The 26721-nt window shown below is 70.6% G+C and carries 25 protein-coding genes; 19 read left to right on the plus strand and 6 right to left on the minus strand.

Translation table 11 applies throughout. The features are described 5' to 3' along the window. Positions 1 to 86: 86 nt before the first annotated feature. Positions 87 to 1727, minus strand: a complete 1641-nt coding sequence (locus ACIQFZ_RS17875; RefSeq protein ID WP_402691630.1) for a hypothetical protein — start codon at positions 1725 to 1727, stop codon at positions 87 to 89. Beyond that, the gene (locus ACIQFZ_RS17880) at positions 1724 to 2713 is read right to left on the minus strand and encodes a trypsin-like peptidase domain-containing protein (RefSeq protein WP_402691709.1); all 990 of its coding nucleotides are present in this window, start codon (positions 2711 to 2713) and stop codon (positions 1724 to 1726) included. The genes ACIQFZ_RS17875 and ACIQFZ_RS17880 overlap by 4 nt, the downstream gene beginning before the upstream one ends. 413 nt (positions 2714 to 3126) lie before the next feature. Here ACIQFZ_RS17880 and ACIQFZ_RS17885 point away from each other — a divergent pair, with 413 nt between their 5' ends. From ACIQFZ_RS17885 to ACIQFZ_RS17915, 7 genes are all read left to right on the plus strand, one after another. Further along, entirely contained in the window at positions 3127 to 3330 is a 204-nt protein-coding gene (locus ACIQFZ_RS17885) for a cold-shock protein (protein ID WP_023544341.1), read from the plus strand. Positions 3331 to 3421: 91 nt separating this feature from the next. Next, on the plus strand, positions 3422 to 5161 hold the full coding sequence (locus ACIQFZ_RS17890; RefSeq protein WP_402691631.1) for a DEAD/DEAH box helicase: 1740 nt from the start codon (positions 3422 to 3424) through the stop codon (positions 5159 to 5161). A 376-nt stretch (positions 5162 to 5537) separates the two neighbouring features. Beyond that, on the plus strand, positions 5538 to 6215 hold the full coding sequence (locus tag ACIQFZ_RS17895; protein ID WP_365416512.1) for a GAP family protein: 678 nt from the start codon (positions 5538 to 5540) through the stop codon (positions 6213 to 6215). A gap of 199 nt (positions 6216 to 6414) precedes the next feature. Then, on the plus strand, positions 6415 to 6627 hold the full coding sequence (locus ACIQFZ_RS17900) for a ferredoxin (RefSeq protein WP_365416513.1): 213 nt from the start codon (positions 6415 to 6417) through the stop codon (positions 6625 to 6627). After that, positions 6614 to 7972: an NAD(P)/FAD-dependent oxidoreductase gene (locus ACIQFZ_RS17905; protein ID WP_402691632.1), complete on the plus strand. Its 1359-nt coding sequence runs from the start codon at positions 6614 to 6616 to the stop codon at positions 7970 to 7972. Before ACIQFZ_RS17900 ends, ACIQFZ_RS17905 begins: the two co-directional genes overlap by 14 nt. Before the next feature lie 41 nt (positions 7973 to 8013). Then, positions 8014 to 9198, plus strand: coding sequence for a cytochrome P450 (locus ACIQFZ_RS17910; RefSeq protein ID WP_365416516.1), 1185 nt, complete (start codon positions 8014 to 8016; stop codon positions 9196 to 9198). Positions 9199 to 9316: 118 nt separating this feature from the next. After that, positions 9317 to 10156 carry an SDR family oxidoreductase gene (locus ACIQFZ_RS17915; RefSeq protein WP_365416517.1) on the plus strand — a complete coding sequence of 280 codons (840 nt, stop codon included), beginning with the start codon at positions 9317 to 9319 and terminating at the stop codon, positions 10154 to 10156. A gap of 86 nt (positions 10157 to 10242) precedes the next feature. Here ACIQFZ_RS17915 and ACIQFZ_RS17920 read toward each other — a convergent pair whose 3' ends face one another. Both ACIQFZ_RS17920 and ACIQFZ_RS17925 read right to left on the minus strand, forming a co-directional pair. Beyond that, on the minus strand, positions 10243 to 12060 hold the full coding sequence (locus tag ACIQFZ_RS17920) for a glycoside hydrolase family 15 protein (RefSeq protein ID WP_402691633.1): 1818 nt from the start codon (positions 12058 to 12060) through the stop codon (positions 10243 to 10245). A 287-nt stretch (positions 12061 to 12347) separates the two neighbouring features. Beyond that, complete coding sequence (locus tag ACIQFZ_RS17925) at positions 12348 to 12986, minus strand: hypothetical protein (RefSeq protein ID WP_376651856.1); 639 nt, start codon at positions 12984 to 12986, stop codon at positions 12348 to 12350. A 341-nt stretch (positions 12987 to 13327) separates the two neighbouring features. On the opposite strand from ACIQFZ_RS17925, the gene hemL reads away from it, so the two are divergent. The 8 genes from hemL to ACIQFZ_RS17965 all read left to right on the plus strand — a co-directional run bounded on the left by hemL (position 13328) and on the right by ACIQFZ_RS17965 (position 21667). Continuing rightward, the gene (hemL, locus tag ACIQFZ_RS17930) at positions 13328 to 14644 is read left to right on the plus strand and encodes a glutamate-1-semialdehyde 2,1-aminomutase (protein ID WP_365416521.1); all 1317 of its coding nucleotides are present in this window, start codon (positions 13328 to 13330) and stop codon (positions 14642 to 14644) included. Continuing rightward, positions 14641 to 15342 (plus strand): histidine phosphatase family protein, encoded by a 702-nt coding sequence (locus tag ACIQFZ_RS17935; protein ID WP_376402128.1) that lies wholly within the window; start codon positions 14641 to 14643, stop codon positions 15340 to 15342. The genes hemL and ACIQFZ_RS17935 overlap by 4 nt, the downstream gene beginning before the upstream one ends. 169 nt (positions 15343 to 15511) lie before the next feature. Next, a complete protein-coding gene (locus tag ACIQFZ_RS17940) occupies positions 15512 to 16810 on the plus strand; it encodes a hypothetical protein (RefSeq protein WP_402691634.1) in 1299 nt (432 codons plus the stop codon). A 66-nt stretch (positions 16811 to 16876) separates the two neighbouring features. Beyond that, complete coding sequence (locus tag ACIQFZ_RS17945; protein WP_365416526.1) at positions 16877 to 17542, plus strand: TlpA disulfide reductase family protein; 666 nt, start codon at positions 16877 to 16879, stop codon at positions 17540 to 17542. Positions 17543 to 17548: 6 nt separating this feature from the next. After that, entirely contained in the window at positions 17549 to 18310 is a 762-nt protein-coding gene (locus ACIQFZ_RS17950) for a cytochrome c biogenesis protein CcdA (protein WP_365416528.1), read from the plus strand. 3 nt (positions 18311 to 18313) lie between these two features. Next, a complete protein-coding gene (locus tag ACIQFZ_RS17955) occupies positions 18314 to 20107 on the plus strand; it encodes a cytochrome c biogenesis protein ResB (RefSeq protein WP_402691635.1) in 1794 nt (597 codons plus the stop codon). Further along, on the plus strand, positions 20104 to 21207 hold the full coding sequence (ccsB, locus tag ACIQFZ_RS17960) for a c-type cytochrome biogenesis protein CcsB (protein ID WP_383057277.1): 1104 nt from the start codon (positions 20104 to 20106) through the stop codon (positions 21205 to 21207). The genes ACIQFZ_RS17955 and ccsB overlap by 4 nt, the downstream gene beginning before the upstream one ends. A gap of 25 nt (positions 21208 to 21232) precedes the next feature. Next, positions 21233 to 21667 (plus strand): SRPBCC domain-containing protein, encoded by a 435-nt coding sequence (locus ACIQFZ_RS17965; RefSeq protein WP_402691636.1) that lies wholly within the window; start codon positions 21233 to 21235, stop codon positions 21665 to 21667. Here the strand turns inward: ACIQFZ_RS17965 and ACIQFZ_RS17970 are convergent. Next, positions 21621 to 22070 (minus strand): nucleoside deaminase, encoded by a 450-nt coding sequence (locus tag ACIQFZ_RS17970; RefSeq protein ID WP_365416533.1) that lies wholly within the window; start codon positions 22068 to 22070, stop codon positions 21621 to 21623. The genes ACIQFZ_RS17965 and ACIQFZ_RS17970 overlap by 47 nt on opposite strands. A 140-nt stretch (positions 22071 to 22210) precedes the next feature. On the opposite strand from ACIQFZ_RS17970, the gene ACIQFZ_RS17975 reads away from it, so the two are divergent. Further along, complete coding sequence (locus tag ACIQFZ_RS17975; RefSeq protein ID WP_365416535.1) at positions 22211 to 22978, plus strand: CDP-alcohol phosphatidyltransferase family protein; 768 nt, start codon at positions 22211 to 22213, stop codon at positions 22976 to 22978. Between the two features lie 169 nt (positions 22979 to 23147). Here ACIQFZ_RS17975 and ACIQFZ_RS17980 read toward each other — a convergent pair whose 3' ends face one another. Next, entirely contained in the window at positions 23148 to 23540 is a 393-nt protein-coding gene (locus tag ACIQFZ_RS17980; protein ID WP_402691637.1) for a PLD nuclease N-terminal domain-containing protein, read from the minus strand. A gap of 87 nt (positions 23541 to 23627) precedes the next feature. Here ACIQFZ_RS17980 and ACIQFZ_RS17985 point away from each other — a divergent pair, with 87 nt between their 5' ends. Genes ACIQFZ_RS17985 through ACIQFZ_RS17995 form a run of 3 tightly spaced genes read left to right on the plus strand, consistent with a single transcriptional unit; the run spans position 23628 to position 26700 of the window. Next, entirely contained in the window at positions 23628 to 25085 is a 1458-nt protein-coding gene (locus ACIQFZ_RS17985; protein WP_402691638.1) for a menaquinone biosynthesis decarboxylase, read from the plus strand. Then, on the plus strand, positions 25082 to 25984 hold the full coding sequence (mqnP, locus tag ACIQFZ_RS17990) for a menaquinone biosynthesis prenyltransferase MqnP (protein WP_376651861.1): 903 nt from the start codon (positions 25082 to 25084) through the stop codon (positions 25982 to 25984). The genes ACIQFZ_RS17985 and mqnP overlap by 4 nt, the downstream gene beginning before the upstream one ends. A 44-nt stretch (positions 25985 to 26028) precedes the next feature. Continuing rightward, positions 26029 to 26700, plus strand: a complete 672-nt coding sequence (locus tag ACIQFZ_RS17995; protein WP_361418280.1) for a flavoprotein — start codon at positions 26029 to 26031, stop codon at positions 26698 to 26700. The last annotated feature ends 21 nt before the right edge of the window (positions 26701 to 26721 follow it).

Consider the following 26721-nt stretch of genomic DNA (forward strand, 5'->3'; position numbering starts at 1 on the left):
GCGTGCGGCCGCGGTGGACCCCCCGCCACCCGGTCGCCGTTCGGACGCGTCCCCCCGGATGCGCCGTCCTCGGGAAGCATCTCGTCCTACCCTCCCCCCTGCGCGGATGAATCCGCCGCGTCTGACCGACCGCCCGGTAGGCGGTACGGGTCGTCCCAGAGCAAAGCTGCGTGGCGACCGAGCGTAGAGGAGCCGCCCCCAGCAGGATCCTCGCCCCCGGCCTCTATGCGCAACGACCTGAGGGCGTCCGGCAGTCTATGAATTCCCTTGCGCGAGGTGAGTTCCTGCAATTCGTCACGAAAGGCTGGATCGACTCCCCCGCGCCGGTCCCAGACGACGATCGGCACACCCGCCCGCAGGGACTCACCCAGCTCATCGACCCCGGGGATCCCGTCGCCGCCCCCAGGCGGATCGCTGAGGACCACCATCACCGGCTGCGGCTCGGTGAGCAGACGGACGCGGCCCTCGTCGGGGAACCAGTGGACGGGCCCTCCGCAGGCGGTCACCAGGGCGTCCCAGCGTTTGGCCCAGCGTCCATGTGTGTCCGCGCGTTCCATCCTTTCGAGGCTGCGCAGTATCACCGGGTGGTCCTCCCCGAGGGCGCCGTCCGCGCCGTGGAAGCCCTGTTTCGCCCATCTCTCGACCGGCAGGTCCAGCAGGTCCCTGGGCAGCAGGAACTCCAGGGTCAGGTCCTCCTTCCAGAAGTAGGCCCAACCCGTCTCCGCCTCCTCGACCAGCGTCTTCACCCGCTCGGGCAGATCGGCCAGATCGACGCGCACGTCCCCGCCGCGCACCGGGTACGGCTCCGGGCCGTCGATCTGCCACCAGTACGACAGGAGCCGCTCCCCGCTGTGATCGGGGTCGGGCAGGGGGCGCAGCCGGACCAGCAGGCAGGCGCCGGGCGCCCAGACGGCGTCCGCGGCGTCGTCCTCCCGCAACGGGGCGGAGGCGGCCGGCACGCCGGCATGGCGGGTGGTCACGTCCGTGGCCACGGGGGCGCTGCCCGCTCCGGAGGCCGGCAGATCGCCGCCGGCCCGGGCGGCGACGGGCACCGCGGCGCTCGCCCTGGCCGTGGCCGTGGCGGCGGCCGTGGTCTGCGCGGTGGCCCCGACCGGGTGCGCGGCGGGCGCGCCGGGATACATGTCGGGCCGGATCAGGTGCTCCTCCACCCAGTCGAACAGGTCCTGCTGCTGTTGGCCCTTGGCGTAGTGCGCGAGGTGCTCGACCAGCAGGACGCAGGGCAGCGGTTCGCCGGGACGGGCGTTGAACGTCGCCGCGTGCAGCACCGCCGACCACGGCTCCGCGCAGTGGACCGGCAGCGGATCCGGGCGCCCCAGCGCCTCCCGGAAGATGCCCGGGACGTCCAGCACCTCCAGGCCGCCGAGCAGCGCCATCAGCCGTTCCCAGCTCTGCGGCGGGAAGAGCGGCACCTCCGCGAGCGCGATGGCGGTGCGCACCCGGGCCATGTGCCGGGTCTCGCCCTCCAGCGTCGAGACCACGCTGCCCAGCACCTGGATGCCGTCCGGATAGGGCATCACCTCCCTGAGCAGGATCAGCAGCGAGAAGCGCCGCCGGCTGCTGTCGGGCAGGGCGATCACGCCCCCCAGCGCGCGGCCCACCTGGCGGGCGCACTCCTGAAGCAGTCCGGACTCCTCGAAGCACGGGACGGCGTCCAGCGCGTCGAGGAGCACTTTGGGCGGCCCCCAGGCCCCCTGGGCGAGTGTCACGGAGCCTCGCCCCCCGCGTTGGTGGGCCACAGTTCGTCGATGAGTTCCAGCACGGCACCCGCGGGCTGCGAGTCGTCGTCCAGCAGCCGCAGGGCGTCGATCAGGGCCTGCCTGCCGTCGCGGTGGTCGGCGCAGGCCTGGACGACGTAGAAGAGCTGGAGCCGGGGGCGGGGGCTGGTGCGGACGGCGCGGCGGATGGGGGCCGGCAGCAGGCGGCGCAGCGCCGCCGCGTCGTCGTCCTCGACCTGAGGCACGTTCAGCAGGGCGTCGGCCAGGGCGAACTGGCTCTTGTCGGACGGCGGTTCGGGGGACCTCCGCGGCGCGGGCGGCCAGGGCGGCACGAGGGCCGGGGCGAGTGCCGGCCACAGGCGGGCCGCCGACTCCAGCGGGAGCATCCAGGCCACCTTGGCCTGCCGGTCGGTGTAGGCGGCGGTGACCAGGCCGACGACCCGTCGCGCCGCCGGATCCCATACGCCGGCTCCGCTGAACCCGCGTTCCACCGGGACGCCCGTCGTGCCGAGTCCCTCCAACTGGACCCAGTCCCGGTGCGGCCCGCCGCGCCCGGTCAGGCGGGCGGAGGACCACAGGCCGTCGGGTGCACCGGCCGGATGGCCGTACACGCCGACCTCGCGCCGGTCGGGTTCCCCGCACGGGCCGAGCCGTGCCGGACGCACGTCGGCGGGCGGCGACCAGTCCGTGCTCAGGACGGCGAGATCGCCGTCCGACCCGCCGGCCAGGGGACCGGGAAACCAGCCGTCCGGCACGACGGCGGCCTCACCGGCCTCGACGTCCGGCCGCCCCGGAACGTCCACGACGACGGCCCCCCGAGGCACGCCCCCGGCTTGCCCGCAGGCCGTCCCGAGGGCCGACGTCACCACGTGCGCGCAGGTCAGCACGGTGCCCGGCCGTACCAGAACCCCGGCCCCGTGCACGGACCCGCGCGCCGACAGAACGCGTACCCGCCCTAAGGACGACGCGCCCGTCATCTCCCCGTTGACCACTGCCACGTCCCTTCCCCCGCGTGCGGCCGTCGTACCGGACGGCACCCACCTGCGAACCAGCGTACGAAGCGCATGCGCCCGGTACACGGGTCATGCGTATCCCGGAGCTTTACCGGTTGTGCCTTGGGCGAATCATCGGTTCACGGGCGGGCGCGCGGCGACACAAGGGGGCGCACACCCGGATCCGTCACTCCTCTCCTGCCCGCACCACACCTCGGCACCCCCACGGCGCGCTCGCCGACCCGACACCGGCCCGCCGGACTGTGCTACGGTTTCGGCGTTGCAGTTGTGGTACCCATGAACCTATGTGCGCCTGACGGGAATGTTTCTCCTACAGGCGCATTCATTTGTTTTCCGGCATCTCCGGATGGGGCCTCTGCCTACAGAAGGAGAGAGTCATGGCACAGGGAACCGTGAAGTGGTTCAACGCCGAAAAGGGTTTCGGCTTCATCCAGCAGGACGGCGGCGGCCCCGACGTCTTCGCCCACTACTCGAACATCGCGACCCAGGGCTTCCGTGAGCTCCAGGAGGGCCAGCGGGTCAGCTTCGACGTCACGCAGGGCCAGAAGGGCCCGCAGGCGGAGAACATCGTCCCCGCCTGATCGCCGGGCGCGTATCTGCTCACCGGGGTCGGCACCGACATGGTGCGGACCCCGGTTTGTGCTGTTTCCAGGAAGGCAGACCACCCACCGCATGTCCCGCAGATCCCAGAAGCCGAACAACCGGCGTGCCTCGTCCCGTCCGTCGTCGTCCTCGTCGCCGTCGGCGCCGAGGGAATTCCGGCTGCCGGAAAGTACGACACCCGCTCTTCCCCCCGTCGAGGACTTCGCCGGTCTGGACATGCCCGCGGCACTGCTGAAAACCCTCACCGCGCAGGGCGTGACCGCGCCCTTCCCCATCCAGGCCGCCACGCTCCCCAACTCCCTCGCCGGCCGTGACCTGCTGGGACGGGGGCGTACCGGCTCCGGCAAGACCCTCGCGTTCGGGCTTGCGCTCCTGGCCCGCACGGCCGGACTGCGCGCGGAGCCCAAGGCGCCCCTCGCCCTCGTGCTGGTGCCCACCCGCGAACTCGCCCAGCAGGTGGCGGACGCGCTGACCCCGTATGCGACGGCGGTGAACCTCCGGCTGGCCACCGTGGTCGGCGGGCTGTCCATCACCAAGCAGGCCGGTGCGCTCCGGCGCGGCGCCGAGGTACTCGTGGCGACCCCCGGCAGGCTCAACGACCTCGTGGAACGCGGGGACTGCGTGCTCGACGGCGTACGCATCACGGTGCTGGACGAAGCCGACCAGATGACCGACATGGGCTTCCTGCCGCAGATCACCAAGGTGATCCAGCAAGTGCGGCCCGACGGACAGCGCATGCTCTTCTCGGCCACCCTGGACCGCAACATCGACCGCCTGGTGCAGCGGTTCCTGACCGACCCCGTGGTGCACTCCGTGGACCCGTCCGCGGGAGCGGTGACCACCATGGAGCACCATGTGCTCCACGTCCAGGACGAGACCGACAAGAAGGCGGTCACCACGCGCATCGCGGCCCGTGACGGCCGCGTCATCCTCTTCCTCGACACCAAGAGGTCCGCCGACCGGCTCGCCAAGCGCCTCCTCGCCGTCGGTGTCCGCGCGGCGGCACTGCACGGGGGCCGCTCCCAGCCGCAGCGCAACCGCACCCTGGAACAGTTCAAGAACGGCCAGGTCACCGCGTTGGTGGCGACGAACGTCGCGGCCCGGGGCATACACATCGACGACCTCGACCTCGTGGTGAACGTCGATCCCCCCACCGACCACAAGGACTACCTCCACCGGGGCGGCCGCACGGCGCGCGCCGGCGGCTCCGGCAGCGTGGTCACGCTGGTCCTGCCCGAGCAGAAGCGGGACATCACCCGGCTCATGTCGGACGCGGGCATCCGCCCCCGGACGGCGAGCATCAAGTCGAGTGACGAGGAGCTGGCCACGCTCACCGGCGCCCGTGAGCCCTCCGGCGTGGCCGTCGTCATCGAGGTGCCCCAGCCCACGCCGCCGACGGCGTCCCGCCCGGCCCGCAAGACCGGCACCGAGCCCGGCCGGCGCTCCGGCCGCCGACGCCGCAACGGCGGCGGAACCGGCCCGGCGACCGGCGTCACCACCGACCAGGGCACCCGCAACCGCCGTGCCCCGGCCGGTACGGCAGCGGCCGGTACGGCTGCCGGCACCTCTGCATCCGGCGGCCGCGGTTCCGCCCGCCGAGCGGGAGCAGGCGGGGCCGGTGCCGCCGGCACGAGCGGCCGCGGTTCCGACCGCCGGGCCGGGACCGGCTCCGCCTCCGGCAAGGCAGCCCACGGCTCGGGCCGGCGCCCGGCGACCGGCGGAGCCACGCGCGGCTCTTCCGGCGGTGGCGGCCGTGGCTCTTCCGGCGCGGGCGGACGCGGCTCCGACCGCCGAGGTTCCGCCACCTAGTAGCCCGTACCTAGTACGGCATCAGGGACGACGACCTTCGCAGCCGCGTCCGGACCGAGTGACCGGTCGCGGCTGCGCGCGCCGACCGCATACACACCCTCCGGACGCGCCCACCCATGCCCTGTGAGCCCCAGGTCAGCTCAGGGTTGTCTCCGGATCACCGCTGTGCGGGCTGAGGGGATCCGTGGATCACTCCACAGGGTCTCCGAGGCCGGTGGTCAGGTCACCCGTTCGCCGCCGGCCGATGGCTGTCGGGCCCGGAGACCGCCACGATGGCGTAGAGGGCTGCGCCCGTACCGGGACACGCATGCCGGCTTCAGGCCATCCGGACACGGGCAGTCCGCTCGGGATCATCCGTCTCTCCCCGGAGGCCGCAGTGGGACACGCTGTCGGTGATGTGCTGGGCCTGGCCGCGGGTGTCGCGGTCAGCCCACTCCCGATCGTGGCGATCATCCTCATCCTGGCCACTCCGCAGGGGCGCCTCAACGGCCTGCTGTTCGCCCTCGGCTGGGTTCTGGGGCTCGCAGCGCTCGGCGCGATCATGCTGGCCGTCGGCGGCACAGGCGGAGCCTCGACCCACAAGCACCCAGCCACCTGGGTCGGAGCTCTCAAACTCGCTCTGGGCGCACTCCTTGCCCTGGTCGGCGCCCGCCAATGGCAGCGCCGCCCCAAAGACGCCTCACAGGCGCGGCTCCCGAAGTGGATGGCAGCGATCGACCGCTTCACTCCCATCAAGGTCCTCGGCCTGGGGCTGCTGCTTTCGGCGGCCAATCTCAAGAACGCGCCCCTGACCATTGCTGCCGGCGCTTCGATCAGCTCTGCCGGGCTCCCCGTGCCACAGCAGATCGGAACGCTCGCGATCTTCGTGGTCATCGCCTCCCTCGGAGTGCTCGCACCACTCGCCGTCTTCCTGGTCATGGGCGGACGTGCCAAAAGCATCCTCGGCAACTGGCGAGACCTGGCCGCGCAGCACAACGTCGCCGTCCTGGCCGTCCTGTTCTTCGTGCTCGGCCTCAAGCTCCTGGGCGACGGCATCAGCATCCTCGCCGCCTGAGCTCGACTCTGCCGGGTCGGAGACCCGCCCGGACCGGTCGAGGCGGCGTACCGGCTCACTCGGTGCGATCCGGGTTTCCCTTCGGGCCGGCGGGCCGCCGCAGCGCAGGTGGATGCCACTGCGCGAGCGGTCACCGTGCGAGCCTGCGATGCCCGGCTCATGCTGAAGAAAGGGGCGTGGCGACAGAGGGAGTGGTGGGATGCGAACCGTTGTGGACCTCACACGCTGTCAGGGCTATGCACAGTGCGTGTTCCTCGCACCCAAGGTGTTCGAGTTGCACGGCGAAGAAGGATTGCTGTACGCCACGGCCGTCCCCGATGACCAGGCCGAGCGCGTGCGCCAGGCTGCGGCGGCTTGCCCGGTCCAGGCCATCCTCGTCGGCGAGAAGGTGAACCCTGATGGCCGCCGGTGATCTCCGGGACGGCCGCATCGTCATCGTCGGTGCGTCGCTGGCCGGGCTGAGGGCCGCGGAGACGCTGCGCGAGGAGGGCTTCACCGGCTCACTCACCGTGGTCGGGGACGAGCCCCATCCGCCCTACGACCGGCCACCGCTGTCGAAGCAGGTACTGCTCGGCCAGGCGACGCCGGACACCACCGAGCTGCCGATGCGCCGGGACCCGGACGCCGAGTGGCGGCTGGGAGTAGCCGCCACCGGTGTGGACCCTTTGGAGAAGCGGGTACTGCTGGCCGACGGGAAGTCGTTGCCGTACGACCGGCTGCTGATCGCCACCGGGACCCGGGCGCGGCCCTGGCCCAATCCGGCAGAGGGCGCCCTGGACGGGGTGTTCACCCTGCGCACGCGTGAGGACGCCGCAGGACTGTCCGAGCGGCTGGCCGCCGGGCCGGGGCGGGTGCTGGTGATCGGCGCCGGCTTCACCGGCTCGGAGATCGCCTCGGCCTGCCGGGAGCGCGGACTGGACGTCACGGTCGCCGAACGCGGCCCCGCACCCCTGGTGGGCGCCCTCGGCGGCACGCTGTCGAAACTCGCGGCCGTCATGCATCGCAACCACGGTGTGGACCTACGCACCGGAGTGACGGTCACCGCCCTGCGCGGGAACGGCAGCTTCACCGGTGCGGACCTGTCCGACGGCACGCGTGTCGACGCGGACGTGTGCGTCGTGGCGCTGGGGGCGGTCCGCAACGTCGAGTGGCTGGCGGCGTCCGGGCTGGCGGCGGGCCCGCGCGGGATCGCCTGCGACGCCGGATGCCGCGCCTTCAACATGTACGGAATCGTCACCGACGACATCTTCGTGGCCGGCGACGTCTCCCGCTTTCCCCACCCTCTGTTCGGCTACCAGATGCTCTCCCTGGAGCACTGGGGAAATGCGGTCGAGCAGGCCGAGGTGGCGGCCCACAACATGGTCAGTCCCGGGCCTCTGCGGCGCCCGCACCTGGCCGTCCCGACGTTCTGGTCGACCCAGTTCGGGCTCAACATCAAGTCGGTGGGCGTACCGACCTACTCCGACTACGTCGTCATCGCCCAGGGCTCTCTGGAGGCGCGCCGTCTGGCGATGGTCTACGGCTACCAGGGCCGGGTCACCGCCGCGGTCACCGTCGACATGGCCAAGTCGCTCGACTACTACCGGCACCTGATCGAGACGGCTGCTCCCTTCCCGCCCCCGCCCGGTGCGGCGGACCGTGCGATCGCGGCCGATGTCCCGATTCCGTCCGACGTGCCGGATCCCAAGGGGCTCTCCCACGGCCCCACCGTGGCGCTCACCGGTCACCTTCCCGACCGCCGACTGACCGTGGTGTAGCCACGGCTGACGCACGTCCCGTCCAACGACGAGGAGCCATCATGGACTCCGAGACCTTGCTGGCACGGATCACCGACTACGCCAGCCGCCCCAACCCCTACCCGCTGTACGCGGAACTCCGCGAGGCCGGACCCGTGGTGCGGCAGGCGGACGGCAGCTACCTGGTCGGCACCTACCACGAGATCGCCGCTCTGCTCCACGACCCGCGGATCAGTGTCGACCCCCGCATCCGTGGCGAGGCGACACACAAGCCGCCCTTCCTGCGGCTCGACGACCCGGAGCACCACAGGCTGCGCACCCTGGCCATGCGGCCGTTCGGACCGCCGCACAGCCCGGGCCGGGTCGACGCCATGCGCGGTGAGATCGATCGGATCACCAAGGAACTGACGGAGCCCTTCGAGGCCGGCCGGCAGATCGACATCGTCGACGATTTCGCCTACCCACTGCCTGTCGCGGTGATCTGCCACCTGCTGGGCGTGCCGCGCGAGGACGAGCCGCTGTTCCGGGCCTGGTCCGACGCTCTGGTCACAGCCGCCGACGTCAGGCCCGAGGAGGACACCACCGAGACGGACAAGGCGGGCGACCAGGCGCGGGTCGAGATGGGCGGGTACCTGGTGAACCTCGCCGAGCAGCGCCGTGGCCGCCCCGGTGACGACATGCTCTCCGCCTTCGCCAACGAGCCGGATCCGGCCCTGCGGCTCACCCAGGAGGAACTCGCGGAAACCGCCGTGCTGCTGCTCATCGCGGGACACGAGACCACGGTCAACCTGATCACCAACGGGGTGCTCACCCTTCTGCGCCACACCGAGCATCTGGACCACCTTCGCGGCGACCCCGACCTGCTGCCGCGAGCGGTGGAGGAACTACTGCGGTACGAACCACCGGTCCACATGCGCGAGCGCATCCCCCGCGCCGAGATCGACGTCGCGGGCACCGTGCTCCCCGAGGGCACGTCCGTCGTCCTTGCGCTGGCCTCGGGCAACCGCGACCCCAAGCGGTTCCCCGACCCCGACCGGTTCGACCCCACACGCCCGGACAACGAGCACCTCGGCTTCGGCGGAGGTATTCACCTTTGCTACGGCGGCCCCCTGGCCCGTCTGGAGGCCCAGACCGCGCTCGGCGCGCTGATCCCCCGCCTGGGCACGGCGCGCCTGGTCCAGGACCCGCCTCCCTACCGGCAGAGCGCCATGCTTCGCGGTCCGCGCCACCTGCCCGTCCAGCTCTGACTCGGCTTTCGGTGGTGCGGTGTCGACAGGAGTCGAGCCACACGAGGTCGTGAGTTCAGCCAGTCGAGGAGGAGATCCGGCGTGAGTGTGTCCCAGCCAGTCGAGGAGGAGATCCGGCGTGAGTGTGTCCCAGGGAGCCCCTCAGGGTGTCATTCCCGCGCATCTGCTGAAAGGACAGAAGGCACTCGTCACCGGCGCGAACTCGGGCATCGGAAAGGCGACGGCCATCGGCCTGGGGCGCGCCGGAGCCGACGTGGTGGTGAACTACGTCGCCGGGCGCGAGGAGGCCGAGCGGGTGGTCGAGGAGATCTCCGGGTTCGGAGTGCGCGCGATGGCGTACGAGGCCGATGTGTCCCAGGAGGACCAGGTCGTCGCGATGATCGAACGGATGGTTCAGGAGTTCGGAACCATCGACATCCTTGTGGCCAACGCCGGGCTGCAGCGCGACGCTTCGTTCACCGACATGACGACGGCCCAGTGGCAGAAGGTGCTGGACGTCAACCTCACCGGGCAGTTCCTGTGCGCCCGGGAGGCGACGAAGGAGTTTTTGAGAAGGGGGGTCGTCCCTGAGGTGTCGCGAGCCGCCGGAAAGATCATCTGCATGAGCTCGGTGCACCAGCTCATCCCTTGGGCCGGCCACGTCAACTACGCGGCCTCCAAGGGCGGCGTGCAGATGATGATGGCGACGCTCGCCCAGGAGCTCGCGCCCCGCGGGATTCGGGTCAACGCAGTTGCTCCAGGAGCCATCAGGACTCCCATCAATCGCAGCGCCTGGAACACCCCCGATGCCGAGAAGGACCTGTTGGAGCTGATTCCTTACGGGCGCGTCGGTGATCCGGAGGACATCGCGCACGCGGTCGTCGGGCTCGCCTCGGACCTCATGGACTACGTGGTGGGCACCACTCTCTACGTGGACGGCGGCATGACCCTCTTCCCAGGCTTCGCCACCGGCGGCTGAACCCCTGCGCGGCCTCGGGTGGCACACTCTGCCGCCCGGGTACGCGGCAAGCGCGCCTTTCGCCGTGCGTCCCGGATCCGTGGTTCTCAGTCGCGCTGCTGGTCGAGGGCGTCGTCCAGCGTGGTGGCGGCCATAATCAGCGACAGATGCGTGAAAGCCTGCGGGAAGTTGCCCAGTTGCTCGCCACTGGGGCCGATCTCCTCAGCGAACAGGCCGACGTGGTTGGCATAGGTCTGCATCTTCTCGAAGGCATAGCGCGCCGGACGAATCCGCCCGGCGCGAGCCAGAGCGTCCACATAGAGGAAGGTGCAGAGACTGAACGTGCCTTCGGAGCCCCGCAGACCGTCCGGGGAGGCCGCAGGGTCGTAGCGGTAGACGAGGCTGTCCGACACCAGCCTGCGCTCCATCGCGTCCAGGGTCGACAGCCAGCTCACCGTCCTGGGAGCCAGGAACCCGACGCGCGGAACCAGCAGCAGCGAAGCGTCGAGGACATCGCTTCCGTAGTGCTGGACGAGGGCCTGTTCCTTCTCGTTCCAGCCCCGCTCCATCACCTGTTCGAGGATCGCGTCGCGCGCCGCGGTCCAACGAGGAGCGTCGGCGGGACGGCTGGACTCTCTCGCCAGGCGCAGCCCCCGGTCGAAGGCCACCCACGCCATCACCCGGCTGAAGGTGAAGTCCTGGCGCCCGCCACGGGTCTCCCAGACGCCCTCGTCGGGGCGATCCCAGGAATCGGCCAGCCAGTCCAGCGTCCGCGCGAGGTTCTTCCAGCCGTGGTAGCTGCCTCCCATGGTGACCTCATGCCCCTCCGACAAGGCATAGAGCGCCTCCCCGTAGATGTCCAGCTGCAGCTGATCGGCCGCCGCGTTCCCCACTCGCACGGGATACGAACCCCGATAGCCCTCGAAGTGCGAGAGAACCTCTTCCGGCAGTTCGGGGTCTCCGTCGACTCGGTACATGATGTGCAGCGGCTCGCCATCGACGCCCTCCCGGGCCTGGAGGCGGTCGCCCATCCAGCGCGTGAACTGGGCCGCCTCCTCGGCGAACCCCAGGTCGAGCAGGGCACGCACGGACAGGGAGCCGTCGCGGACCCAGGTGTAGCGGTAGTCCCAGTTGCGTTCACCCCCGATCTGCTCGGGCAGACCCATGGTGGCGGCGGCGACGGGAGCACCTGTGGGTGCGTAGGTGAGCAACTTGAGCGTGATCGCCGAACGGTGCACCACGCCCTGCCACCGGCCGCGGTACCGGGAGGAGCGCACCCAGTCCTGCCAGAAATCCACCACGTCCCAGAACCGCTCCATCGCCCGGCCCGGGGTGACCGGCGGCGGGGGGTCGCCATCCGGGCCGCCGACGGTGAACACCGCCGCGGCCACCTCACCCGACCTCAAGGTCACCGCACCCCGCACGTCCGTGCCGTCCTGCTTCAGGGGGAAGGTGCTTTGCAGATAGGCAGTGGCGTTCGGTGGCCGGAACGTGGCGGTATGGCCCTGCACGTCGAGCTCGTGGGTGGCCCGGCCGTAGTCGAAGCGCGGACGGCACTCCAAAGTGAAGTGCACCGTTCCGCGCACCGCCCGTACGCCGCGTATCAGCACATGCCGGTCAGTGGGGGTGCCGGTGCGATCCGGTGGCATGCAGTCGAAAACTTCGCCGACCCCGTCCGGCGACATGAACCGCGTGACCAGGACTGCGGTGTCGGGGTAGTAGAGCTGCTTGCACATGGTGTTCCGGCTCTCCGGTGCGAACAGGAAGTAGCCGCCGCGGTCGTGGTCGAGTAGGGCAGCGAAGACAGTGGGCGAGTCGAACCGGGGAGCCGCGAACCAGTCGACGACCCCCTGGGACGAGACCAGAGCAGCGGTTTGCAGGTCGCCGACGAGGCCGTGGTCGGCAATGGGCGGGTAACGATCCATGATCAACTCGTTTCCCTGATGCCCCCGATCCCACTGTCCGCCCTGTGCGACGACGTTGCCACGGGATGCGGCTCGGGGAGACGAGGGGGGTGCGAAGGCCGCCCAGCCTTCGGCTTGTGCTCAGGGCCGGAGATCCGCAGGGCGGGCCGGTTGCGCTGGTGCCCGGCGTTCAGCCGGCCGCGCAGCTCCTCAACCAGTGTGCCCTCGATGTGCCCTGGCGGCCTCTCCCGGCCGGTGTTGCAGGGGACGGGACCCGAAAGGACCGCCCCACCCTGCGAAATCCCGGCTCAGGGCCACACCAGGCAATACGGCTGATGCCCCGCCTCGTGCAGCCGGTGCGAGAAGTCCTGCCACTCGTGCAGCAGCTGGTACACGTTGAACGCGTCCCGCGGGCCGCCGCGGTCCGGGACCGTGGACCAGATGAAGGCGGCCGCGCCGACCGCTTCCTCGCCGATGTCGCGCAGGGGGTCGACCGCGGTCGTCGGGAGTTTCACGACCGCGTAGTCGGGGTGCAGGACGACCAGCTCGAGCGGCGGCACCTTGTGCAGGGGCACGCCCTCGATGCCGGTCAGCACCATGGCGGCCATCGTCTCCGGCTTGATCTTGGTGAACATGCCGCCCATGCCGAGCTCGTCGCCGCCGAGTTCCTCGGGGCGCATCGAGATCGGGACGCGGGCCGCCGTCGCGCCGTCGGGCGCGCCGAAATACTTGTACGTCACCCCCACCCGACCACCCTTCCCGCTCCCTGCTCCCAGCAGCTCGGCCCGGCCGTCGCCTCGCCGGTCCGTCCGCTCGGACTCACTCGGTACATTCCGTGCCTGGCGTGCTTCGCTCTCTTCCTCAGCGTCGCGCCGGTGCCTTCCCCGCCGGGCACGTCGAGGACCCAGACCGTCAGTCCCCTCGCCCAGTCCGCCACCGCGATGCATATCTCCACCCGACTGCTTTTCTAGGACGCGTGGCCCCCGCCGCGCAACCCGATCATCGTCTCAGTGACCTCCCCCGCGGCCGCCCGCCGAAACGTGCGCCAAAACTTCTGCCCGCGGGATCCGGGCGGTCCCCGACACGACCCTTCGCTTGTCCATACGTACGCGGAGCCCAGTTTCGCAGATGGACCGCTCCGAATCCTCGAATCCGCCGCTCGTCGCACCCGAATCCGGCCGGAGCGGGCCGCTCCGCCCCCGGTCCGCCGCCGTCGCTGGCCTACCCTGAACAGGTCACTGCCCACCGTATTCGGAGAACCCCCGAGAAGTCGGAGAAGTCGCAGGTCATGAGCGAACTGCCATATCCCTACGAAGCCCCTGTCTCGCAGGCGCTGTTCGACCGTGCGGCGGCCGTCACGCCCGGCGGCGTGAACTCGCCGGTGCGCGCCTTCCGCGCCGTGGGCGGCACGCCCCGGTTCATGGTCTCCGGCAGCGGTCCGTACCTGAAGGACGCCGACGGGCGGGAGTACGTCGACCTCGTGTGCTCCTGGGGTCCGATGATCCTCGGGCACGCGCACCCCGAGGTGATCGCCGCCGTGCAGGAGGCGGTCGCGTACGGCACGTCCTTCGGGACGCCCGGTGAGGGTGAGGTCGCGCTCGCCGAGGAGATGGTGAACCGGGTCGGCCCGCTGGAGCGGGTGCGGCTGGTCTCCAGCGGGACCGAGGCCACCATGTCCGCGATCCGGCTCGCCCGCGGGTTCACCCGGCGGTCCAAGGTGATCAAGTTCGCCGGGTGCTACCACGGGCACGTCGACTCCCTCCTCGCCGCGGCCGGGTCGGGGGTCGCCACCTTCGCCCTGCCCGACACCCCCGGCGTCACCGGCGCCCAGGCCGGCGACACGATCGTGCTGCCGTACAACGACCTCGACGCCGTGCGCGCCGCCTTCGCCGCGCACCCGGGCGAGATCGCCTGTGTGATCACCGAGGCCTCGCCGGGCAACATGGGCGTGGTGCCGCCGCTGCCCGGGTTCAACCAGGGACTCAAGGACCTCTGCGGCGAGAACGGCGCCCTGTACATCTCCGACGAGGTCATGACGGGCTTCCGCACCAGCCGGGCCGGGTGGTACGGCGTCGACGGGGTCGAGCCCGACCTGATGACCTTCGGGAAGGTGATGGGCGGCGGATTCCCGGCCGCCGCGTTCGGCGGGCGCGCCGACGTCATGGCGCACCTCGCCCCTGCCGGGCCCGTCTACCAGGCCGGCACCCTCTCCGGGAACCCCGTCGCCACCGCCGCCGGGCTCGCCCAGCTGCGCCTGCTCGACGACGCGGCGTACACCAAGGTCGACTCCGTCTCGCAGCAGATCCAGGCCATGGTCTCCGAGGCGCTGACCAAGGAGGGCGTGGCGCACACCCTGCAGAACGCCTCCAACATGTTCTCCGTGTTCTTCACGGACCGCCCGGTGCGCGACTACGAGGACGCCAAGGCGCAGGAGTCGTACCGCTTCACCGCGTTCTTCCACGCGATGCTGGCGAACGGCGTCTACCTGCCGCCCTCGTCCTTCGAGTCCTGGTTCGTCTCCACCGCGCACGACGAGACGGCACTCCAGCGGATCGCCGACGCCCTTCCGGCGGCGGCCCGTGCGGCGGCGGAGGCGACGGCATGAGCGACGCCCCCGAGAAGAACGGCCGGGACGACATCACCGTCGTCCACCTCATGCGGCACGGCGAGGTCGAGAACCCGGACGGGATCCTGTACGGACGGCTGCCCGGCTACCACCTGTCCGAGCTCGGGCGGAAGATGGCCGAGCGGGTCGCCGAGCACCTCGCCCCCCGCGACATCACCTACGTCGTCGCCTCCCCGCTGGAGCGGGCGCAGGAGACGGCGACGCCGATAGCGAAGGCGCACGGACTCGACCTCGCCACCGACGAGCGGCTGATCGAGGCGGCCAACATCTTCCAGGGCAAGACCTTCGGCGTGGGCGACGGCGCGCTGCGCCGGCCCGCCAACTGGAAGCACGTGGTCAACCCGTTCAAGCCGTCCTGGGGCGAGCCGTACATCGACCAAGTGGTGCGCATGATGGGCGCGCTGAACGCGGCGAAGGACAAGGCGCGCGGACACGAGGCGGTGCTCGTCAGCCACCAGCTGCCGATCTGGATCGTGCGCTCCTACGTCGAGCGGCGGCGGCTGTGGCACGACCCGCGCAAGCGGCAGTGCACGCTCGCCTCGCTGACGACGTTCACCTACCGGGGCGACCGCATCGTCTCCGTCGGCTACACCGAGCCGGCCCGCGACCTGGTGCCGGCCCATCTCCTCGCGGGCGCCAAGCCGGTGAAGGGGCAGGGCAAGGCGTTCGGCGCGTAGAGAACGACGCGTCAGGACGGGAAGGGCACGGGCGGAACCGCGAGGTCTCGCCCGTGCCGCACTCTTCCTATGCGTTTGTTGTGAGATTCATATCGGCTCGCGGAACCCCCGCGTTCGTCGCCGCCTCTGAGTGAGTGACCACCAGCGGCAGTGACGAATCGGGGATCTCATGCGCACCTTCTCCCGAAGGGGACTACTCGGCCTCGGCGCGGGGGCCGCGGCCGCCGTCGGGCTCACGGGCTGCGGCAGCGTCAAGTCCTCGGACCCGGGCCGCACCGGTGCTTCCCCCGGCGCGCGCACGCCCAGCGCGCGTGCGCGTACGACACCTCCCGCGCGCCTCATCGGCGACGGCTCGACCTCGTTCACCGGCAAGCAGCCGCACCAGCCGGCCGCGCCGGTCCCGCTGGAGCCGGGCGAGACCCCGCCGCAGTTCGTCGTCTTCTCCTGGGACGGGGCCGGCGAGGTCGGCAACGGACTGTTCCCGCGCTTCCTGGACCTGGCCAGGCAGCACGAGGCGCACATGACCTTCTTCCTCTCCGGGCTCTATCTGCTGCCGGAGTCGAAGAAGCGCCTGTACGACCCGCCGAACAACCCGCGCGGCGCCTCCGACATCGGCTATCTGACCGACGACCACGTCAAGGCCACACTCACCAACGTCCGCCGCGCCTGGCTCGAGGGCCACGAGATCGGCACCCACTTCAACGGCCACTTCTGCTCCGGCCACGGCTCGGTCGGGGGCTGGACGCCCAAGCAGTGGCGCAGCGAGATCGACCAGGCCAAGGCGTTCGTGAAGGAGTGGCGGACCAACACCGGCTGGACCGATCTGCCCGCCCTGCCCTTCGACTACGACAAGGAACTCGTCGGCGGCCGCACCCCCTGCCTGCTCGGCCAGAACCAGTTGCTGCCCACCGCCCGCGAGCTCGGCTGGCGCTACGACGCCTCCTCGCCCGGTGGCCGCCAGGTGTGGCCGGACAAGCGGCTGGGCATCTGGGACCTGCCGTTGCAGCAGATACCCTTCCCCGGCCGCGGGTTCGAGGTCCTCTCGATGGACTACAACATGCTCGCGAACCAGTCCGTCAACTCCACCAACGCTCCCGCCCACAACCACCCGGGCTGGCGCCAGCAGTCCGCGCAGGCCTACATCCAGGGCTTCAGGCGGGCATACGAGACAAACCGGGCGCCATACTTCATAGGCAACCACTTCGAACAGTGGAACGGCGGCATCTACATGGACTCCGTCGAGGAGGCCTTCAAGCACATCGCGCGGGAGAAGGAGAAGGGTGCCGACGTGCGCATGGTCTCCTTCCGGCAGTTCGTCGACTGGATGGACGTGCAGAAGCCGGAGGTGCTGGCCAGGCTGCGCACCCTCGACGTCGGGCAGCGGCCGGCCGGTGGCTGGAAGGGGTTCCTCGGGGATCCCGGCAGCACCGGTACGCCGAGCACGGAGGACCCCTCGAAGGCGGCCTGAAATGCGCTTTTCCGGCCGTGAGGGGGGTGCGCAAGATCCCCGGAAGGGGCATGCGAAACTTTTCACATGAGTGCCGTCAGTCGTGCCCCCCAGTGCTCGAACCGGGCGAACCGCACGCCCCGTCCGCACCGCACGCGTTCGAGCCGTGTCCGTGGCCGCGCCGCCCTGCTCGCCGCCGGGGGCGCCGCTCTGGCACTCGCCCTGTCCGCCTGCGGCTCCGGCGGCACCTCCGGCGGCTCGGGCAACACCAACTTCATCACCGGCGCCGACGGCATCGCGACCGTGCCGAAGGGCGACCGCAAGCCCGCCCCCGACCTGTCCGGCAAGACCCTCGAGGGCAAGCAGCTCGACATGAGCTCCTACAAGGGCAAGGTCGTCGTCCTGAACGTCTGGGGCTCCTGGTGCTCGCCGTGCCGCGCCGAGGCGCCCAACCTGGCGAAGGTGGCCAAGGACACCGCCGGCAAGGGCGTGCAGTTCGTCGGCATCAACACGCGCGACACCAGCACCCAGCCGGCCCTCGCGTTCGAGAAGCAGTTCGACGTGTCGTACCCGAGCCTGTACGACCCGACCGGCAAGCTCATGCTCCGCTTCCAGAAGGGCACCCTGAACCCGCAGATGATCCCCACCACGATCATCGTCGACCGGGACGGGAAGATCGCCGCGCGCGCCCTCCAGGCGCTCAGCGAGGACAAGCTGCGCAAGATGCTCGACCCGGTCGTCGCGGAGAAGTGAGCCGTCGTGCTACTGGCCGCAGCCACTGATCCCAATCAGACGGTGTTCAGCGGAGCCCTGTTGCTCGCGCTGCCCGTCGCCGTACTCGGCGGGCTCGTCTCGTTCTTCTCCCCCTGCGTCCTGCCGCTCGTCCCCGGCTACCTCTCCTATGTGACCGGGGTCACCGGAACGGACCTGGCCGAGGCCCGGCGCGGACGGATGACCGCCGGCGCCGCCCTCTTCGTCCTCGGCTTCACCGTGGTCTTCGTCTCCGGCGGGGCACTGTTCGGGTTCTTCGGGCAGACCCTCCAGGACTACAAGGGCACCCTGTCCAAGGTGCTGGGCGTGCTCATGATCCTCATGGGCGTCTTCTTCATGGGCCTGATGCCCTGGCTGACCCAGCGTGAGTTCCGCTTCCACACGCGCCCCAGCACCGGCCTGGTGGGCGCACCCGTCCTCGGGGCCTTGTTCGGAGTCGGCTGGACCCCGTGCATCGGCCCGACCCTCGCCTCCGTGGTGGCGCTCTCCTCCACCCAGGCCAGCGCCGGGCGCGGCGCCCTGCTGACCGTCGCCTACTGCGCCGGCCTCGGCATCCCGTTCGTGCTCACCGCGATCGCCTTCCGCAAGGCGCTGGGAGCCTTCGGCTGGGTCAAGCGCCACTATGTCTGGGTGATGCGCGTCGGCGGCACGATGATGATCGTGACCGGCGTGCTGCTGCTGACCGGCGCCTGGGACCGGCTGGTGCAGGAGATGCAGACGTGGTCCACCGGCTTCACTGTGGGGATCTGATCCATGAGCAAGACGCCAACCAGCACGACGGACGACGAGACCCCGGTGGTGGTGCCGCCCGGTGACGAGGACCTCGGCGCCGCCGGGTCCCAGCTGTCCACCGCCCCCACGGAGACGTCCGTCCCCGGTTCCTTCGGCGGCAACCGGGCGCCCGGACTGGCCGGCCGGCTCGCCTGGACCTGGCGGGAGACCGTCGGCTGGGCCCGCTGGTTCTGGCGGCAGCTCACCTCCATGCGCGTCGCGCTGATGCTGCTGTTCCTGCTCTCCCTCGGCGCCGTCCCCGGCTCGCTGATCCCGCAGAGCGGCACCGACGCGCTGAAGGTCGAAGCCTTCAGGCAGGCGCACACGACGCTCGCGCCCGTCTACGACAGGCTCGGCCTGTTCCACGTCTACAGCTCGGTGTGGTTCTCCGCGATCTACATCCTGCTGTTCGTCTCCCTCATCGGCTGCATCGTGCCGCGCACCTGGCAGTTCGTGGGCCAGTTGCGCGGTCGGCCGCCGGGCGCCCCCAAGCGGCTGGACCGGCTGCCCGCGTACACCACCTGGCGCACCGCCGCCGCCCCCGAGGAGGTCCGCGAGACCGCGCTGGGGATCCTCAAGCGGCGCCGCTTCCGCGCCCTGGCCGAGGGTGACGCCGTCGCCGCCGAGAAGGGCTACCTGCGCGAGGCCGGCAACCTCGTCTTCCACATCGCGCTGATCGTGATGCTGATCGCCTTCGCCTGCGGCCAGTTGTTCAAGACCGAGGGCAACAAGCTGATCGTCGAGGGCGACGGCTTCGCCAACACCCTCACCCAGTACGACGACTTCAAGTCCGGCAACCTCTTCAACGACGACGACCTGGTGCCCTTCAGCTTCAACCTGAAGAAGTTCACCGGCACCTACGAGCGCACCGGCCCGCAGAAGGGCACGCCGCGCGTGTACCGGGCGGACATCACCTACAGCGTGGGCGCCCACGGCAAGGAGCAGAAGGCCAGCGTCTCGCCCAACCACCCGCTGAGCGTCGACGACGCCCGGGTCTACCTCGTCAGCCACGGCTACGCCCCCACCGTCACCGTCCGGAACGGCAAGGGCGAGGTGGTCTACCACCAGGCCGTGCCGCTGCTGCCGGTCGACGCCAACGTCACCTCGCAGGGCGCGATCAAGGTGCTCGACGGCTACAAGAACGCTCAGGGCAAGTCCGAGCAGCTCGGCTTCTCCGCGTTCTTCGTGCCGACCTTTGCCGGTGCCGGCAAGGGCACGATGTTCTCCCAGTTCCCGGCGCTGGACTTCCCCGTCCTCGCGCTGACCGGCTACCACGGCGACCTGGGCGTCGACGCGGGCGTCCCGCAGAACGTCTACCAGCTCGACACCAAGAACCCGAACCTCAAGCAGTTCAAGGACGCCAAGGGCAGGATCGTCGCCGCCCGGCTGCTGCCCGGCGAGACCATGACGCTGCCGAACGGCGCCGGCTCCATCACCTTCGACAAGGGCATCAAGGAGTGGGCCGGCTTCCAGATCGTGCAGCAGCCCGGCACCGGCTGGGCGCTCACCGGCGCGCTCGCCGCCATCGCCGGACTGGCCGGCTCCCTGTTCATCCAGCGCCGCCGCGTCTGGGTGCGCGCCGTGCGGGGTGCCGACGGCGTGACCGTCGTCGAGATGGCGGGCCTGGGCCGCAGCGAGTCCGCGAAACTCCCCGAGGAGCTCGGCGACCTGGCCGCCCTCGTCCACGACAAGGCGCCCGCTCAGGCCGACGCCGACCCTGACCGGGAGCCGGACACCGGCACCCCCGTACCCGCCGAAGGGGCTGAGGAGAAATGACTCTCGCCGCCGCGACCGAGCTAGCCACGGCGTCCAACGAGAACCTGGCCAATATCAGCAACACGCTGATCTACTCCGCGATGGCCGTCTACACCCTGGCCTTCTTCGCGTACATCACCGAATGGCTCTTCGGCAGCCGCAGCAAGGTGGCCCGTACGGCCGCCGCGCTGACCGCCAAGGACGGCGCGGCCAAGGCGCAAGGCCCGGCCGTGACGGTGAAGTCCGCCGGGGGCACCGCCGTACTGGAGCGCCCCAAGGTCGTCGTACGGTCCGCCGCCGGCGCCCGCGACGTGCCCGACGGGCCCGGCGCGCACGGCGGTGACGAGAAGGGCGACCTGTACGGCCGGATCGCGGTGTCCCTCAGCGTCCTCGGCTTCCTCCTCGCCCTGGGCGGCGTGATCGCCCGCGCGGCCTCCGTGCAGCGGGCGCCATGGGGCAACATGTACGAGTTCAACATCACCTTCTCCACGGTCGCGGTCGGCGTCTACCTGCTGCTGCTCGCGCTGAAGAAGAACGTGCGCTGGCTCGGCCTGTTCCTGACCACCACCGTCCTGCTCGACCTCGGCCTCGCGGTCACCGTGCTCTACACGGCGAGCGACCAGCTGGTCCCGGCCCTGCACTCGTACTGGCTGTACATCCACGTCTCCACCGCGATCTTCTGCGGCGCGGTCTTCTACGTCGGCGCGGTCGGCACCCTGCTGTACCTGTTCAAGGACTCCTACGAGAACAAGCTCGCCTCCGGCGGGAAGCCCGGCCGCTTCGCGACCTCCGTCCTGGAGCGGCTGCCGGCCTCGGCGTCCCTGGACAAGTTCTCCTACCGCATCAACGCCGCCGTCTTCCCGCTGTGGACGTTCACGATCATCGCGGGTGCCATCTGGGCCGAGTCCGCCTGGGGCCGCTACTGGGGCTGGGACCCCAAGGAGACCTGGTCCTTCATCACCTGGGTCGCCTACGCCTGCTACCTGCACGCCCGCTCCACGGCCGGCTGGAAGGGCCGCAAGGCCGCCTACATCGCGCTGATCGCGTTCGGCTGCTGGCTCTTCAACTACTACGGCGTGAACATCTTCGTCAGCGGCAAGCACTCGTACTCGGGCGTCTGACCGGCCCCTCGGTGACACTGGTGTCATGACCGGTTCCATCGAACAGGGCACCAGCCGGATCCACGGGAACACACACCTCCTCACCTTCCTGGTGCGGCTCCCCAGGCCCATGGAGCAGGTCTGGCCGGAGCTGACCACACCGGAGGGCCTCGCGCGCTGGTTCACCGGCGTCGACGAGCTGGAACCCCGGCTCGGCGGCGCGGTGAGCCTGCGCGGCCTCGGCAGCGGGCGGATCACCGCGTGGGACGTGGACCGGGTCGCCGAGTACACCGTGGAGGGCGGCGGCCGCATCCGCTTCCACCTGGAGCGCGACGGCGCGGACGGCTCCGTGCTCCGCTTCACCCACGAGTTCCAGGGCGAGACGGAGTCGGAGCCGCGCTGGAGAGCCCGCTTCGAACGCCTGATCGAAGTGGTTACTCGCCAATGTCCTCGTTCCACAGATCCGGATGCTTCCCGGTGAAGTCCCGCATCAGCGCGACGCACTCCGCGTCGTCCAGGACCACGATCTCCACACCGTGCTCCGCGAGCCAGTCGTGCCCGCCCCGGAACGTGGCCGCCTCACCGATCACCACCCGCGAGATGCCGAACTGACGGACCAGGCCACTGCAGTACCAGCAGGGCGAGAGGGTCGTCACCATCGTCGTACCGCGGTACGAGCGCTGCCGTCCCGCGGCGCGGAACGCGGCCGTCTCCGCGTGCGTCGAGGGATCGTCGTCCTGGACGCGGCGGTTGCGGCCGCGGCCGAGCAGGGTGCCGTCGGCTCCGTAGAGCGCGGCTCCGATGGGGATGCCCCCTTCCGCCAGCCCGGCGCGGGCCTCGGTGAGGGCGGTGGCGAGCCATGAGCGTGCCTGTTCCTGATCCATGCCCACACTGTGCTGACGCGCGCGCCGCACGGCAACGGCCGGCGCCCGCCCCCGCGAACCGCGTGCGCCGCACTCTGTACCCTGACTCGATCATCGCCGCACGCGCGGCAGTTGGCCCCGATGGGTGGGAGGAAACGGTCATGGTCGCTGCTCCGGTTCTGGAGGAGCTGCGGGAGGTCTGCCAGCCGCAGGCGAAACTGGCGAGCCGCAACGGCGAGCACTGGGCGGGCCGCCTCTACATGCGGAGGATCTCGCTGCGGTTCACCCGGCACCTGGTGCGCACCCCGGTCACCCCGGACCAGCTGACCTGGACCATGGTGGCGTGCGGGATCGCCTCCGGCGCCGCGCTGCTGATCCCGGGCCTGACCGGAGCCGTCCTGGCCGTCGTGCTGATGCAGCTGTTCCTCCTCTTCGACTGCGTGGACGGCGAGGTCGCCCGCTGGAAGGGCCAGAACAGCGCGGCCGGCATCTACGTCGACCGGCTCGGCGCCTACCTCGCGGACGCCGCCCTGATGGTGGGCGCCGGCTTCCACGCGGCCCGGTCCGGCTTCGGCGGCTGGGTGTCGCTGGGCCTGGCGACCGCCCTCGGCGTGGTCCTGCTGAAGGCCTCCACCGACCTGGTCGACGTGGCCCGGGCCCGGCGCGGGCTGGCCGTCGCCGACGACGAGTCGACCCGGCCGCGCTCGCAGGGCGTGGCCACCGTGCGCCGGCTGGCCGCCGCGTTCAAGATCCACCGGGTGACCAACGGCATCGAGGCGTCCCTGCTCCTGCTGGCCGCGGCCATCGGCGACACCGTCACCGGCGGTACCGACGTCACCCGCTGGGCGCTGATCGCCCTCGCCGCCATCACCTGGGTGATGGTCCCGGCCCACCTGCTGTCGATCCTGTCGTCGTCCCGGCTGCGCTAGAGAGCCGCGCCCGCACCGCCGTCGTAACCCTGCGCGCGGCCGTCCCGGTCACTGAGTGGAGACCATCAACTCCGTACCGTGTCCTGGGTGCAAGCCGGTAATGACCGTCAACTGTGTGACGGATGTGGAGAGTTGGCGAACAGGGGCGGCCCGTCGCCTCGGCGGCGCCTCAGTTACTCTTCGGCTTCTCGCCGTTCTCCTTGCGGCGCAGTTCCTCCTCGCGGCGGCGCAGATCGGCCTCCCAGTTCTTCAGCAGGTCCTCGTCCTTCTTGTTCTCCTCGGCGAGGGACTTCAGGAACGCGGGGTTGTCGTCCGGGGCGACGTACTCGAGCCGCTGGTTGCGGTGCCACTCCGAGGGCGTGCGGCCGTTCGCCGGGGGGCGCCGGTCCCTGCCCGCGGCGAGCCAGACGATCGAGCCGACGATCGGGAAGAGCAGGATGATGAAGACCCAGGCGACCTTGGGAAGGTGCTTGGCCTCGTCCTCGGGCGTGTTCAGGCAGTCGATGAACGCGTAGATCATCAGTGCCAGCGGCACGATGTAGTACAGCAGCACCCTGAGCATGTCGAGAAGCCCCCTGGAAAGCGGTGGAGGGGCCCTGCACCGGCCCCGTGACGGGGCCAGGGTAGCCGCTCGGGGATACTGGACCCCATGGCGTACGACGATCTTCGTTCCCTGCTCAGGGCGCTGGAGCGCGAGGGCGACCTCAAGCGCATCAAGGCCGAGGTCGACCCGTATCTGGAAGTCGGTGAGATCGTCGACCGGGTGCAGAAGTCGGGCGGCCCCGCGCTGCTCTTCGAGAACGTGCGCGGCTCCGCCATGCCCCTGGCCATGAACGTCTTCGGGACCGACCGGCGGCTGCTGAAGGCCCTCGGCCTGAAGTCGTACGCCGAGATCTCCGACAAGATCAGCGGGCTGCTGCGGCCCGAGCTGCCGCACGGCTTCGTGGGCGTGCGCGAGGCGTTCGGCAAGCTCGGCGCGATGACGCACGTACCGCCGAAGAAGGTGAAGTCCGACAGCGCGCCCGTGCAGGAGGTCGTCCTGCACGGCGACGACGTCGACCTCGACGCCCTGCCGGCCCTCTTCACCTGGCCCCAGGACGGCGGCTCCTTCTTCAACCTGGGACTCACCCACACCAAGGACCCGGAGAGCGGCGTCCGCAACCTCGGCCTGTACCGCCTCCAGCGCCACGACAAGCGCACCATCGGCATGCACTGGCAGATCCACAAGGACAGCCGCAACCACTACCAGGTCGCCGCCCGGCGCGGGGAGCGGCTGCCGGTGGCGATCGCCTTCGGCTGCCCCCCGGCCGTGACGTACGCCTCGACCGCCCCCCTGCCCGGCGACATCGACGAGTACCTGTTCGCCGGGTTCATCGCGGGCAGGCGGATCGAGATGGTCGACTGCAAGACCGTCCCGCTCCAGGTCCCGGCGAACGCCGAGGTCGTCCTGGAGGGCTGGCTGGAACCCGGCGAGATGCTGCCCGAGGGGCCGTTCGGCGACCACACCGGCTTCTACACCCCGCAGGAGCCCTTCCCGGCGCTGACCATCGACTGCATGACGATGCGCAAGCGGCCCCTGCTCCAGTCGATCGTCGTGGGCCGCCCCCCGACGGAGGACGGGCCGCTCGGCCGTGCCACCGAGCGCTTCTTCCTGCCCCTGCTGAAGATCATCGTCCCGGACATCGTGGACTACCACCTGCCCGAGGCGGGCGGCTTCCACAACTGCGCGATCGTCTCGATCGACAAGAAGTACCCCAAGCACGCCCAGAAGGTGATGCACGCCATCTGGGGGGCACACATGATGTCGCTGACCAAGCTGATCGTGGTCGTCGACGCCGACTGCGACGTGCACGATCTGCACGAGGTCGCCTGGCGGGCCCTGGGCAACACGGACTACGCCCGCGACCTCACGGTCGTGGAAGGCCCCGTCGACCACCTCGACCACGCCTCCTACCAGCAGTTCTGGGGCGGCAAGGCAGGCATCGACGCGACGAAGAAGCTGCCCGAGGAGGGCTACACGCGGGACGGCGGGTGGCCGGAGATGGTCCTCTCGGACCCGGATACGGCCGCCCTGGTGGACCGCCGTTGGAAGGAGTACGGCCTGTGAGCTCGGCGTCTGCCGCGATCCCGCAGCCGGGACGCACCAAGGCCTTTCTGCGCCTGGTGATGATCGAGCACTCGATCTTCGCGCTGCCCTTCGCCTACATCGCCTCCCTGACCGCGATGTACGAGTGGGACAGGACGATCCACTGGGGCAGGCTGCTGCTCGTCACCGTGGCGATGGTGGGGCTGCGCACGTTCGCGATGGCGGTCAACCGGATCATCGACCGGGAGATCGACGCCCGTAACCCGCGCACCGCGCGGCGCGAGCTGGTGACCGGCGCGATGTCGGTGCGGCACGCCTGGACGGGCGCGCTCATCGCGCTCGTCGTGTTCCTGGCGGCCGCGGCCCTGCTCAACCCGCTCTGCCTGGCCCTCGCGCCCATCGCGGTGGTCCCGATGGTGGTCTACCCCTACGGCAAGCGGTTCACGAACTTCCCGCAGGCCATCCTGGGCCTGGCCCAGGCGATGGGCCCGATCGGCGGCTGGCTGGCGATCTCCGGCAGCTGGTCCTGGGAGGCGGTGATCCTGGGCCTGGCCGTCGGCATCTGGATCGGCGGCTTCGACCTCATCTACGCCTGCCAGGACGTGGAGACCGACCGCGAGATCGGTGTGAAGTCGGTGCCGGCCCGTTTCGGCATCCCCGCCGCCATCTGGGGAGCGCGGGCCTGCCACTTCGTCACCACCGCGCTGTTCGTCTGGTACGCGGTCGCCACCGGCGCCGGCGCCTTCTTCTGGCTGGGCCTGGCCGTCGTCGCCGGCGCCTTCGTCTACGAGCACACGATCGTCCGCCCGCACGACCTGTCCCGCCTCAACCGGGCGTTCTTCAGCGTCAACGGGTTCATCGGTATCGCCCTTTTCGTGTGCGCGCTGCTCGATCTGCTGGTGCGCGGTCTCACGGTCTGATCCTCGCTGTTTGGATCATGAGCACCGACGGATAGGCTCGACACATGAAGCCAGGAGAAACGCGGCGCGCGCCTTGGATCGTGGGGGTGTCCGGAGCGTCCGGCACGCCGTATGCGGCCGCCGTGCTGCGTGCGCTGCTCGACGCCGGACAGAGCGTCGACCTGGTGGTCAGCCGGGCCTCGCGGCTCACCCTGCTCGATGAGACCGGCATCTCCTTCCGGGACGCCCACTGGCGGGACGACCTGCGGGAATGGCTGTCTCTCGGCGCCGACGGCAAGCCCGGCACGTTCGACGTGGACATCACCGGGGTGCGGCACTGGAGCGCCGGTGACCTGGCGGCCGGTCCGTCCTCGGGGTCGTACCCGGCGCAGGGCATGCTGATCGTGCCCGCCTCGACGGCCTGTGTGGCGGGCGTCGCCCTCGGGCTGTCGAAGGATCTGCTGCAACGGGCGGCGAGCGTGACGCTCAAGGAGGGCAGGCCGCTGGTCGTGGCCGTACGGGAGACCCCGCTGAACGGCCAGACGCTGCGGCACCTGGTGGCACTGGACGACGCGGGCGCCACCGTCCTGCCCGCCTCGCCCGCCTTCTACGCCGGGGCGACGCACATCCAGCACCTCGTGGACTTCGTCGCCGGCCGGGCCCTGGACGCGGTGGGCGTGCCCCACCGCCTCTACCGTCGCTGGGAGGGCGAACTGGGCGGCTCCCGGCCCGCGTAGCGTCAGTCGGCGCTCAAGCAG

The organism is Streptomyces sp. NPDC093064 (assembly GCF_044754605.1).
Taxonomy (GTDB): domain Bacteria; phylum Actinomycetota; class Actinomycetes; order Streptomycetales; family Streptomycetaceae; genus Streptomyces.

Coding starts and splice junctions, on each gene's coding strand:
- ACIQFZ_RS17940 (WP_402691634.1), top strand. CDS start 15,512: ATGCGCACCTTCTCCCGAAGGGGACTACTCGGCCTCGGCGCGGGGGCC.
- ACIQFZ_RS17935 (WP_376402128.1), top strand. CDS start 14,641: ATGAGCGACGCCCCCGAGAAGAACGGCCGGGACGACATCACCGTCGTC.
- ACIQFZ_RS17985 (WP_402691638.1), top strand. CDS start 23,628: ATGGCGTACGACGATCTTCGTTCCCTGCTCAGGGCGCTGGAGCGCGAG.
- ACIQFZ_RS17945 (WP_365416526.1), top strand. CDS start 16,877: ATGAGTGCCGTCAGTCGTGCCCCCCAGTGCTCGAACCGGGCGAACCGC.
- ccsB (WP_383057277.1), top strand. CDS start 20,104: ATGACTCTCGCCGCCGCGACCGAGCTAGCCACGGCGTCCAACGAGAAC.
- ACIQFZ_RS17980 (WP_402691637.1), bottom strand. CDS start 23,540: ATGCTCAGGGTGCTGCTGTACTACATCGTGCCGCTGGCACTGATGATC.
- ACIQFZ_RS17970 (WP_365416533.1), bottom strand. CDS start 22,070: ATGGATCAGGAACAGGCACGCTCATGGCTCGCCACCGCCCTCACCGAG.
- ACIQFZ_RS17900 (WP_365416513.1), top strand. CDS start 6,415: ATGCGAACCGTTGTGGACCTCACACGCTGTCAGGGCTATGCACAGTGC.
- ACIQFZ_RS17925 (WP_376651856.1), bottom strand. CDS start 12,986: ATGCATCGCGGTGGCGGACTGGGCGAGGGGACTGACGGTCTGGGTCCT.
- ACIQFZ_RS17955 (WP_402691635.1), top strand. CDS start 18,314: ATGAGCAAGACGCCAACCAGCACGACGGACGACGAGACCCCGGTGGTG.
- ACIQFZ_RS17995 (WP_361418280.1), top strand. CDS start 26,029: ATGAAGCCAGGAGAAACGCGGCGCGCGCCTTGGATCGTGGGGGTGTCC.
- ACIQFZ_RS17890 (WP_402691631.1), top strand. CDS start 3,422: ATGTCCCGCAGATCCCAGAAGCCGAACAACCGGCGTGCCTCGTCCCGT.
- ACIQFZ_RS17880 (WP_402691709.1), bottom strand. CDS start 2,713: ATGACGGGCGCGTCGTCCTTAGGGCGGGTACGCGTTCTGTCGGCGCGC.
- ACIQFZ_RS17920 (WP_402691633.1), bottom strand. CDS start 12,060: ATGGATCGTTACCCGCCCATTGCCGACCACGGCCTCGTCGGCGACCTG.
- ACIQFZ_RS17885 (WP_023544341.1), top strand. CDS start 3,127: ATGGCACAGGGAACCGTGAAGTGGTTCAACGCCGAAAAGGGTTTCGGC.
- ACIQFZ_RS17905 (WP_402691632.1), top strand. CDS start 6,614: ATGGCCGCCGGTGATCTCCGGGACGGCCGCATCGTCATCGTCGGTGCG.
- hemL (WP_365416521.1), top strand. CDS start 13,328: ATGAGCGAACTGCCATATCCCTACGAAGCCCCTGTCTCGCAGGCGCTG.
- ACIQFZ_RS17975 (WP_365416535.1), top strand. CDS start 22,211: ATGGTCGCTGCTCCGGTTCTGGAGGAGCTGCGGGAGGTCTGCCAGCCG.
- ACIQFZ_RS17965 (WP_402691636.1), top strand. CDS start 21,233: ATGACCGGTTCCATCGAACAGGGCACCAGCCGGATCCACGGGAACACA.
- ACIQFZ_RS17910 (WP_365416516.1), top strand. CDS start 8,014: ATGGACTCCGAGACCTTGCTGGCACGGATCACCGACTACGCCAGCCGC.